Annotated in this window: 12 protein-coding genes and 1 pseudogene; 3 read left to right on the forward strand and 10 right to left on the reverse strand. The window is 47.5% G+C overall.

The window, feature by feature from the left end:
* Positions 1–385 precede the first annotated feature (385 nt).
* The 6 genes from ACE41H_RS24805 to ACE41H_RS24830 all read right to left on the reverse strand — a co-directional run bounded on the left by ACE41H_RS24805 (position 386) and on the right by ACE41H_RS24830 (position 4681).
* The gene (locus ACE41H_RS24805; protein WP_375358248.1) at positions 386–706 is read right to left on the reverse strand and encodes a hypothetical protein; all 321 of its coding nucleotides are present in this window, start codon (positions 704–706) and stop codon (positions 386–388) included.
* 243 nt (positions 707–949) lie between these two features.
* Complete coding sequence (locus ACE41H_RS24810; RefSeq protein WP_375358249.1) at positions 950–1399, reverse strand: hypothetical protein; 450 nt, start codon at positions 1397–1399, stop codon at positions 950–952.
* A gap of 454 nt (positions 1400–1853) precedes the next feature.
* Positions 1854–2258: a hypothetical protein gene (locus tag ACE41H_RS24815; protein WP_375358250.1), complete on the reverse strand. Its 405-nt coding sequence runs from the start codon at positions 2256–2258 to the stop codon at positions 1854–1856.
* A gap of 103 nt (positions 2259–2361) precedes the next feature.
* The gene (locus ACE41H_RS24820; protein ID WP_375358251.1) at positions 2362–2790 is read right to left on the reverse strand and encodes a hypothetical protein; all 429 of its coding nucleotides are present in this window, start codon (positions 2788–2790) and stop codon (positions 2362–2364) included.
* Positions 2791–2980: 190 nt separating this feature from the next.
* On the reverse strand, positions 2981–4084 hold the full coding sequence (locus ACE41H_RS24825) for a glycosyltransferase family 2 protein (RefSeq protein ID WP_375358252.1): 1104 nt from the start codon (positions 4082–4084) through the stop codon (positions 2981–2983).
* A 138-nt stretch (positions 4085–4222) separates the two neighbouring features.
* Positions 4223–4681 (reverse strand): hypothetical protein, encoded by a 459-nt coding sequence (locus ACE41H_RS24830; protein ID WP_375358253.1) that lies wholly within the window; start codon positions 4679–4681, stop codon positions 4223–4225.
* A gap of 758 nt (positions 4682–5439) precedes the next feature.
* Here ACE41H_RS24830 and ACE41H_RS24835 point away from each other — a divergent pair.
* Both ACE41H_RS24835 and ACE41H_RS24840 read left to right on the forward strand, forming a co-directional pair.
* Positions 5440–5706: a hypothetical protein gene (locus tag ACE41H_RS24835; RefSeq protein WP_375358254.1), complete on the forward strand. Its 267-nt coding sequence runs from the start codon at positions 5440–5442 to the stop codon at positions 5704–5706.
* Positions 5707–5847: 141 nt separating this feature from the next.
* Positions 5848–6021 carry a hypothetical protein gene (locus ACE41H_RS24840; protein WP_375358255.1) on the forward strand — a complete coding sequence of 58 codons (174 nt, stop codon included), beginning with the start codon at positions 5848–5850 and terminating at the stop codon, positions 6019–6021.
* A gap of 173 nt (positions 6022–6194) precedes the next feature.
* Here the strand turns inward: ACE41H_RS24840 and ACE41H_RS24845 are convergent.
* A pseudogene (locus tag ACE41H_RS24845) lies at positions 6195–6678 on the reverse strand (Rpn family recombination-promoting nuclease/putative transposase); the annotation flags it as partial.
* 61 nt (positions 6679–6739) lie between these two features.
* Entirely contained in the window at positions 6740–7003 is a 264-nt protein-coding gene (locus ACE41H_RS24850; RefSeq protein WP_375358256.1) for a hypothetical protein, read from the reverse strand.
* A gap of 289 nt (positions 7004–7292) precedes the next feature.
* Here ACE41H_RS24850 and ACE41H_RS24855 point away from each other — a divergent pair, with 289 nt between their 5' ends.
* Positions 7293–7484 (forward strand): hypothetical protein, encoded by a 192-nt coding sequence (locus ACE41H_RS24855; RefSeq protein WP_375358257.1) that lies wholly within the window; start codon positions 7293–7295, stop codon positions 7482–7484.
* Between the two features lie 53 nt (positions 7485–7537).
* Here the strand turns inward: ACE41H_RS24855 and ACE41H_RS24860 are convergent, their stop codons facing one another.
* Positions 7538–8677, reverse strand: a complete 1140-nt coding sequence (locus tag ACE41H_RS24860) for a glycosyltransferase (protein WP_375358258.1) — start codon at positions 8675–8677, stop codon at positions 7538–7540.
* Positions 8678–8836: 159 nt separating this feature from the next.
* Positions 8837–9292 (reverse strand): hypothetical protein, encoded by a 456-nt coding sequence (locus ACE41H_RS24865; protein WP_375358259.1) that lies wholly within the window; start codon positions 9290–9292, stop codon positions 8837–8839.
* Positions 9293–9581 lie beyond the last annotated feature (289 nt).

Consider the following 9581-nt stretch of genomic DNA (forward strand, 5'->3'; position numbering starts at 1 on the left):
TTTCATGCGCTGGGCTACGCTGGCATCGACGCCATATTAACTGGCGATGACCATACTCCCATGTTACACCAGTCGGGGCGTCAATGCTTATTCCCTGTAAACTTGAACATGTGCGGTTTACGAAGAACCGGAATTCCTTGATTTGATGCGGGTTTCAGGAATTTATGCAATCGTTTTTAATACTTGGCCAAGGACACTTGTGTGATGGATAGCCATAGAGTCACATGCCTGTACATCACTTTCGCGGAAAGCACACTGCTTGTCCATCTGAAAATAAGAATTGCCCGGATAAGGCCCTTCTGAATCTGCGAACCTCGTTCCGGCGCTGATCGGATTTTCCGAGCATGACGAAGAAAGGGGCGCCAACTCGCCCCTGTCATGCGGGTTATTTTTGCTGGCTTTGGACAAATGAACGATGCAGGAAGCGAAAGTAATCCGAGGTATATTTAAAATATCCTGCCTGAACCATGCCATCGATGATGGCCCAATCCTCTTGCGGCATGGCCAAGGTATAGTGCCTTTTGACTCCTTTGGGCTTGGGACCGGGTTTCTTTCGAGCTTCGCCCCGGTGGTGATCGACCGGGTTTGCAAGAACCTCCACTTCCTTCTTCAACTCGCTCAGCTCTTTATAAATGCTTTGCAGCCTCAATTCATTTTTGTTCATTTGAATCAACATCCGTTCCACCACGCTTTGGATTGTATTCAACCGCTCCAAGCGCCTTTATGTTCATTGTGATCCTTCATTCTGATCATCTTTTGATTTGAAAAACCGTGTCCCTCTATGCTCGGATATGCCCACTCAGCCGGAATCAAGCTCAGTGCTTTCCGCAATGAATTAATGGCACTTCAAAAAACACCCTCCAGGACTGTGTAATCGCTGAAGGGTGAAGATATTCAGTTCATCATCAAGCCCCTGCCATTGACTCCCAGGAAGCCGATGCTATTCAGGTTAAGCCAGCTTTACTACATTAACAGCAGTTGTCTGATAATTCATTGATGGAAAACCAATGGTAGAATTAATGAGTTGAACGGTTGCTGATGTCCCACCTGTTGAAATAATTGTTCCCCCTGAAAGATTCGTTTGAGCATTTGGTGCTCCCCCAGTTTGGCTTGATTGTGTACCAGGAATAATATTGGCAAGTGCTGTTCCGTTAAGAGCCAATGCCGCTGAAGCAGTGCCGATAGAACTGTTGAAAGCAACGGAGTTATAATTTACTGAATACGTTTGGTTAGGTGCTAGAGTAATTACTCCGTTATTGTTCTTAATCGCGCTTCCATTTGACGTCACGTCCGAAACTGGGATAACTCCCAAAAAGGGAACTGATCTTATAGTAGTACTCGCAGCACTTAAGTTATTCGCCGTAACGGTCGGTCCCGTAGGGCCTGTCACTCCCGTCATCCCGGTTGCACCGGTCACGCCCGTGACGCCTGTTACACCAGTCGGGACGTCAATTCTTATTCCCCATAAACTTGAACGTATGCGGTTTACGAAGAGCCGGAATTCCTTGATATGACGTGGGTTTCAGGCATTTATGAAATCGTTTTTAATACTTGGCCGAGAACACTTGTGGATGGATCCCCCCCCTTGTCCCATCCAAAATACACAAGCTTTCATGTAGTCCGTTACCCTGTAGTTTTTGTCGTTTTATCGTAATGTGTCCTCCTTTTCTTTGGACATGAATGGTAGAGTCACATGCCTGTCATTACCTTTGCGGAAAGCACACTGCTTGTCCATCTGAAAATAAGAATTGCCCGGATAGGGCCCTTCTGAATCTGCAAACCTCGTCCCGACGCTTATCGGATTTTCCGAACATGACGAAAAAAGGGGCACCAGATCGCCCCTGTCGTGCAGGTTATTTTTGCTGGCTTTTGACAAATGACCGGTGCAGGAAGCGAAAGTAATCCGAGGTATATTTAAAATGTCCTGCCTGAACCATGCCATCGATGATGGCCCAATCCTCTTGCGGCATGGCCAAGGTATAGTGCCTTTTGACTCCTTTGGGCTTGGGACCGGGTTTCTTTCGAGCTTCGCCCCGGTGGTGATCGACCGGGTTTGCAAGAACCTCCACTTCCTTCTTCAACTCGCTCAGCTCTTTATAAATGCTTTGCAGCCTCAATTCATTTTTGTTCATTTGAATCAACATCCGTTCCACCACGCTTTGGATTGTATTCAACCGCTCCAAGTAGCCTTTATGTTCATTGTGACCCTTCATCACCGGGATGCAGTTCGTGAAGTATTCGAGGTTTATGGTTCTCATTCGTTGAGGATAGCCACCCTTCAGGCACGTTGATATGCCTCAGGAGTGGCCATCGGAATCACCGCTGCCCGTAAGGCAGCGATATGAACCAAGTTAAGCCAGCTTACTTCAGCTTGATGACATTTATAGCTGTTGAACCAAAGTTAGATGTTAGAGGACCATCGTTCCGCAAACGCAAGTTACCTGCCGTTGCTCCAGTACTAATAATGGCACTCCCTGCTAAAACCTGCGTTATACCATTACTCGTAGCTACGGCATTACTTCCCGTCACACTACCAGGCCCTCCATCAAGCTCCAAGGCAGCAGCTACATTGCCAGTTGAATTGGCATTCGTCCTGTAGTCCACATAATACGTTTGATTCGCGGCCAGATTGATGGTTCCTTGTACGCCCGGACTGATAGCAGTCCCATCTTGATGTACTCTCACCGTAACTGGAACAGTAGCATTTGGAATTGTTCCCGGCGAAGTTCCAAACATCATCAAATTATTCGCCGTCACAGCCGGGCCTGTTGGGCCTGTCACCCCAGTCATCCCAGTCCTTCCAGTCGCTCCGGTTACGCCCGTGACGCCTGTTGCACCAGTCGGGAAATCGTGGCTTCTTATTTGACGTCTCAGCCCGGAAGTCTGTGTTTTCAGGCTTTCCAGCAGCCATATCCCTTATTTCCAGTCTATTAGGATTTTCAACAAATTAATACAAGCTATTTCGGGAATTTACAGCACGTTATAATTCCAATGGCTCTTGGAATGTGATCTTCGTACCGTTCCTCATCAGGCTAGCCAAGGTCAAATAAAAGTCCGATTCCTTCAGATTTCCGGCAGACGCGTATACTATTCCAAGGTCTCGGTAAGCCAAATACGTTCCGAATCCGGCTCCGGATGAATATTCCTCCGGAGCCGGTCCGAGGTTCAGCGCTTGCCTCAAGCAATAAATAGCCTTGTCCGCTTGCCCCAAAGCCTTCCAACCGTTCGCCTTTAAATGATACAGGTCCGTGAAGTCTGGAAACAGAGCCATACTCTCCGCACTACACTGAACCATGTCACGAAAACGACCCATTGTTTCCAATGTAATCAGCCGGTTTTTATGCGCAGTAGACAACATGGTCTTCGAAAAACCGGTCGGAGTGGCCAGAGCGGAATTAAAATAGTGGAGGGCAGCCTCCAATTCCTTGATGCGGTAAAGCTCCACCCCGAGGTAATAGTGATACTGCCGATAGTTCGGATACTCCTGGATAGATTGAAGCAGCAACGATATGTTTCGTCTGATTTTGTCCTTCTTCACCATATTTTGGGATGTATTGCCATAATGATGGACATGGATATCGACCTGCCCGATGGCCATGCCAGGGTTGGCCTTCAGCATACTCGGCAGAATCTGTTCATGAACTCTTCCTTCAAACCGATATTCCGGCCGGTTCCGCACCATACGCTGGACACAGTTATGTTCCTCCACCCCGGCTTTCATGTGGTGGATAAAATAAAATTGAATCCCTTCGACACTCTGCTCCCGGATCGCATCCCGGGTCAGCAGTTCTTTAAGCTTGTTGGCTTCGGTCACATCCATCTCTTCATCGGCATCCAGCCAGAGAATCCAGTCCCCTGTCGCTTCATCCAAGCCCCGGTTGCGGGCAGCCGAGAAGCTGTCCTCCCAGGGCATCTCAATCACATTGGCTCCGAAGGCCTTCGCAATCGCCAGGGTGCCATCCGTTGATCCGGTATCCACAATAATGATTTCATCCGCGATCCACCTGACACTGCTAAGACATTTCGAAAGATAGTCTTCCTCATTCCTGACGATCATACATAACGAGATGCTTGGTTGATCCATAGTTCCCCCTTCTCCCAAGTTCTTGCTAACCCCCATTCCCTGTAAGCCCGCAGGGAGGTCCCCCCTCCAGAACCATATCCGTCTGAAGGGGGCCAAGGTCTTAATCGTCAAGCCGCTTACAGATTCATGCAACCGCTCTTATACTATCTTGACAATCCTCATATTGGAATTGTCCAAGTTTATGCTACGACCCGTAGCAGAAGCTTGTAGGTGGAGTCGGAGAGTACCAGGCACAGCTCCAGTAGTTATAATAGTGGAGTTAGCGAAAGTCGTTTCCGTTGGAGGTTGATTATCGAAAGTATCCACGTTAGATAGGCTACTGTTAATCGTTGTACCGTTTAAAACGAGTACCGATCCATAGTCTGTATTAGCTTGCAGTAAAGACGCCGTAAGAACGTAATCCACCATGTATTGTTGATTAGGAGCCAGAATGAAGGCCGAAGGCGTAGTATGTTGGATGGCTGTACCATTAATATTGTCAAACGAAAAAGGTATTGCTTGCCCATCAAAAATCTCCAAACCAGACCCATAACCATCGAAGGCAACAGCATTGTTCATCATGACGTTTGGACCCGTAGGACCTGTCACTCCCGTCATCCCGGTCCTTCCTGTCGCTCCGGTCACGCCCGTGACGCCTGTTACACCAGTCGGGACGTCAATTCTTATTCCCCATAAAAATTTTAAATGTAATTTTTATGAATAATCAAAAAAATCCCGTGTTTCCGGGCTTTTTCAGGCCTCCAGGGGGAAGGCTCCCCCGCTCCATTCGCCGAGCTTGGCAAGTGGAGGTTAACATAATTCCGTTTTTTGTTACACGTCTTTGCCTCATAATTTGAACTGCACTTTTTTCGTAATTCTTCTATAGATCATGATTGGGTAGACGCGAACGTGTCGTAGCCTCCGCATCAGACAAGGCTGTACGGGGGCTTCTTTGCGAACGTTATACTACAAAAAAAGAACGGCCTAAGCCGTTCAGGAGATCATCTTCAAATTCATGATTAATGGATCATTTGACGTCTCATGCGCGAAAATCCCATATTTCAGGCATCCCATCAATTCGCCGAATTCACACGAGGACTGGACACCAGCAAGCAACGATGCTACCATCGCTGCTTGCTGGCCGTTCCATCACCCAGTCCTTCACAGATTCTCCTTCAACCTTCCCTCATGGCGGGAGCAATCTCTTCTTTCGTCAGGATCTTTTGAATTACGCATGATCATAAGTCTACTTTATGCGCGGTATGCTGCACGGCTGCCGTCTGTTCTCCTCCCTGCTTACGAGATTGGAAATCCCCCTCCCACTTCTGTAGTCAAGCATTGCGGCTGATATGTTATAATTAATGGAGGAGGCAGTTATGAATCGAAACGAGATCGAAGTCCTAATAGATGAATTAACCCCATGTTTAATTCATCGGGAGTCTGGGGAAGAGTATAGTACCGTCATTGAATCTTTGAAGTTATCTGATCTCAATCGACTAACACATAAACAGGGGTGGGTCAATTTCGATTGGAAAAAGGAATATTCCTCTCCTAACCGTCATGTTTACAAACTAATGGTGTTGGGGCTCACTTATTTTCATATGCTTGCAAAGTCAGCTTTGAACAGGGCTTCGATGGCGTGATCGCATTTACGTCCAAAACCAACCTGATCCAACACTACGAAGAAAAATTGGGTGCAGTAAGGATTGGCGCCCATTTAATGACCATCGAAGCTAATGCCGCGAAAAACTTGGTGGACCGATACTTTGGAGGTGAGAACCACAATGACCGGTGATAAAGAAATGATTGATGCATTTGAGAAACTTTCTGAAGCGGGGAACGGTGTTTTGGCAATCCCTCCTCATAATGAGGAGGAGCACAAAAAACGCGATCAACTTATGCAGGAGTATTTACGCCAACGTAACTCGAATAAGTACGTAACACAACAAGAGCCGTGAATCTACAACAGTGTGGGCAGCCAAAGGCAAGAAAAACCACCGGAACTATCCAGAATTTCAAGGATGTTGAGGAAGAGTAAAATGATCGTAACCGAACACGCGGTATTATACACCATCAGGGACAGCTTTGAACGAAAGCTGTCCCTGATGGATTGGCGTTGTTTTCCGTAAATTCAGGAACGGTCCGAGCTGGCCTGATTTTTTAAAGCAATAATTTCAGACTCAGACAATCCTGAAGCCTTAGCTATAATTGAGATCTCCACTCCGAGGTTAAGAAGCTCCAAGGCCATTTGGGTAGCTTTCTTTTTCTCTCCTTCCGCTAGCGCTCCCTCAATCATGGAAGCTTGATCGTGTAAATACTTCTGCCGATCTTCATACAATCGGCGGGCTTCTTCATCCGGGCTAAGAAATTCCAGCGTATCCATGGCTTTTTTCAATACCGGCTCGTTCATCGTCAGCACCTCCCAATTGGGATTTATCCGCACCCTTCAAGAACAGCAGCCAATTCACCAATCCGCGACGTTCTACAGGCTCAGCCCGGTCACTGAGCTTCGGCAGTTCGAGAAAATGGAGTTCCAGATCGTCCATTAGAGGGATGCCACTACGGTCTTCTCGCAAATGGAATACATTATGATATTGTTCGTTAGGCAGGAGTGAATCAAATTACTACTTTTGATCGTCGCTCCGTCTCCCAGCAGGATCAAATCCCGCGCTTCAGTCAATGGACCGCTGACATGATACGTATGAGACACGTCGAAGTACACGTACTTTTGCCCTGGCTCTTGGCCTCTGCAAACAAATCATTGAGCAGGGTTGTGGTGTCGTTCGTTCCCACGCTGTCATCTACGCCATAAAAACTTGCAATCACCATGCTCCCCTTGATTCCGGCAATTTCTTGATTCAATCGGTCAAAATTGCGGTTGATCTTCGGATATGCCTCCTGGGGCGTGTCGTTCTCAAGAATGGGTTCCATGTCCGCCAAGGTGCTCACTCCTAATTTTCAGTCTGTTTAGAACACAATTACCCTTCAAGAGTTCGTTAGACGCTTGAAGGGTGGCGAAGTGACTTCCCTTCCGATTCCTCATCTTAGCCGACAGTAAGCTGATACTATTTCAGTTTGATTACGCTGACCGTTGCGTCTTCAAACGTACTATTTGAACCACTGCTGTTGACCAGCATTCTCAAAGTACTACCTAATGACCCCGATCTACCCGGAGGATGAGCCAAGTCTGCAGCAATTTATCCAAAGCGTGAAAGGAGATGCTTCGTTCATGGGGCTGGAAAAAATTCTGGATGACATTGAACGCAGAGGCGAGCAAAGAGGTAAAGAAATCGGCGAGCTAGAGGGTAAGGAAGCCGTGGCTAAAGAACTAATCCGGATGGGCATGGATAGTTCAACCATTGCACAGGCCACCGGGTTTTCGATTCAAATCATTGAAGAGTGGCGAAAGCAAGCCTATTAAATTCCGTTCCTTTGGAGCGGTTTTTCTTTTTTTTAAGGAGGATGGTTGATTCACTATAAGGTGTTCTCTCCCCGGTTGAAGCTAATACAAAAACTGGGCGGCAGAAGTAATCGGATTCCCGGATGGCCAACCATTAGACTCGCCACCGTAAAATACAAATCAGACTCCTTTGGATTTCCGGTAAGATGATACAACCTCCCGAGATCCAGGCACGTTAAATAAGTACCGCATCCCGCTATGCTCTGATACTCTGACTCAGCAGGACCGATGCTAAGCGCCTCACGTAATGAATGAATAGCCTCGTTGATTTCCCCCAGGGAACTGCAACCGATGGCCTTTAAATGATACAAGTCCGTAAACCCTGGAAATAGAGCAATGCTCTCCGTGCTATCCCGAATCAAGTCGTGATAACGTTCCAGATCCTTCAATGCCATCAGCCTGTATTTGTGCGCACTGGTCAGGATGCCCTTTCCTATGTTGCTAGACGCCCTGTTCAAAAACACCTCCATGCTGCCCAGAGCTCCCTCCAGATCATTCATTCTGAGTAGCTCAATGCCCCAATAATAAAAGTATTCCGGATTTTCCGGGCTCTCTGCCATGGCTTGCTGAAGCAGCGTCCGATTGCGGCGCTTTTTATCCTGAGCGTCTATATTTTTGAGCAGATATCCGTAATGATGGACGTGAATATCCACCTGCCCGAGCTGCAGATCAGGATTACATTTCAACATGCCGGGCAAGATCTGTTCATGAATCCTCCCTTCAAAGCGGTATTCCGGCCGATTCCGAACCATTCGGAGCAGATGAACATCCTCCGTTCCGCCCCCTTCCACATGATGACAGAATGTCAATTGAATCCCCTCGATCTTCTGCTCACGGATGGCCTCCCGGTTCAGTAGCTCTTTGAGCTTACCAGCTTCATCTACCCCCATCTCTTCATCGGCATCCAGCCAGAGAATCCAGTCCCCTGTCGCTTCCTCGAATCCGCGATTGCGGGCATCCGCAAAACTGTCTTGCCATGGCATCGGGATGACTTTGGCTCCGTAGGCCCGCGCAATCGCTACCGTATCATCCGTGGATCCGGTATCCACAATAATAATCTCATCCACCATACCCTGAACACTGCCAAGGCATTTCGGAAGATACTTCTCTTCATTCTTCACGATCATACATAACGAGATGCTGGGCCCTTCCATACCCCACCTCTTCCTGAAATTCATCATTCCCTCTTTGGAGTACTGAGGTTCAACAGACAGAGCCACCCTCCAAAAGTTGGTTGAGCCTCTGAAGGGCGGCGTAGTTGACCCACCATCAGGTTCTCTCCTTAGCCCGATGGGAGCTGATGCTTTTCAAGATTAAGCTAGTTTAAATACACTGACCGTTGCTTCACTAAACGTAGTCACATTACCAGAAGAGTTGACTCTCAGTGACAAATTACCACCATTTGCTCCCGTTTCAATGATAGCACTTGCTGATAAATTAGTTTTATAAACAAGCCCCCCGGTTGGGTTATTAAATGGAGCACCGGTACCAGCTATAAGAACGCCATTCAGGGTTAAACTTGCTGCTGCATTAGTAGCTGGAGGAACTTCTGCATCAACCTCATAGTCTACATAGTATGCCTGATTAGCAGCCAGGTTGACCGAACCGCCTGGACCCGGCGTAATCGCTGTACCATTTTGTAAAATATTTGTGAGGGGGAATGTAGTTGAAGCGAAACTGTTAGTACTGAATGAAGCTCCAAAATCACGCAGATAATTCGCTGTAACGTTCGGAGCTGTAGGGCCTGTCACCCCCGTAGCACCCGTCATGCCAGTCAGCCCGGTCACCCCTGTGACGCCTGTTACACCAGTCGGGACGTCAATTCTTATCCTAACTAAATTCATCATGCGTAATTTTTACGTATAGTCTAGATAACCGCGTATTTACTGGGCTTTTTCAATCCCTTGAGAGTGATATCTCCTCCCCTTCGCCGCTCGCGGCGAGCGGGGGTTTACATCATTCTGTTTTTTCATCACACGTATTTACATCATTCTTAATTTCCATTCGCAGCCGGACACATGTCGAATGTCCCCAGTGTTAAAAGGTGTTATAACTCGT

It is taken from the genome of Paenibacillus enshidis, from assembly GCF_042136365.1.
GTDB classification, from domain to species: Bacteria; Bacillota; Bacilli; order Paenibacillales; family Paenibacillaceae; genus Paenibacillus; species Paenibacillus enshidis.

Coding starts and splice junctions, on each gene's coding strand:
- ACE41H_RS24810 (WP_375358249.1), bottom strand. CDS start 1,399: ATGACGGGAGTGACAGGCCCTACGGGACCGACCGTTACGGCGAATAAC.
- ACE41H_RS24815 (WP_375358250.1), bottom strand. CDS start 2,258: ATGAGAACCATAAACCTCGAATACTTCACGAACTGCATCCCGGTGATG.
- ACE41H_RS24820 (WP_375358251.1), bottom strand. CDS start 2,790: ATGACTGGGGTGACAGGCCCAACAGGCCCGGCTGTGACGGCGAATAAT.
- ACE41H_RS24825 (WP_375358252.1), bottom strand. CDS start 4,084: ATGGATCAACCAAGCATCTCGTTATGTATGATCGTCAGGAATGAGGAA.
- ACE41H_RS24830 (WP_375358253.1), bottom strand. CDS start 4,681: ATGACGGGAGTGACAGGTCCTACGGGTCCAAACGTCATGATGAACAAT.
- ACE41H_RS24835 (WP_375358254.1), top strand. CDS start 5,440: ATGAATCGAAACGAGATCGAAGTCCTAATAGATGAATTAACCCCATGT.
- ACE41H_RS24840 (WP_375358255.1), top strand. CDS start 5,848: ATGACCGGTGATAAAGAAATGATTGATGCATTTGAGAAACTTTCTGAA.
- ACE41H_RS24855 (WP_375358257.1), top strand. CDS start 7,293: ATGGGGCTGGAAAAAATTCTGGATGACATTGAACGCAGAGGCGAGCAA.
- ACE41H_RS24860 (WP_375358258.1), bottom strand. CDS start 8,677: ATGGAAGGGCCCAGCATCTCGTTATGTATGATCGTGAAGAATGAAGAG.
- ACE41H_RS24865 (WP_375358259.1), bottom strand. CDS start 9,292: ATGACGGGTGCTACGGGGGTGACAGGCCCTACAGCTCCGAACGTTACA.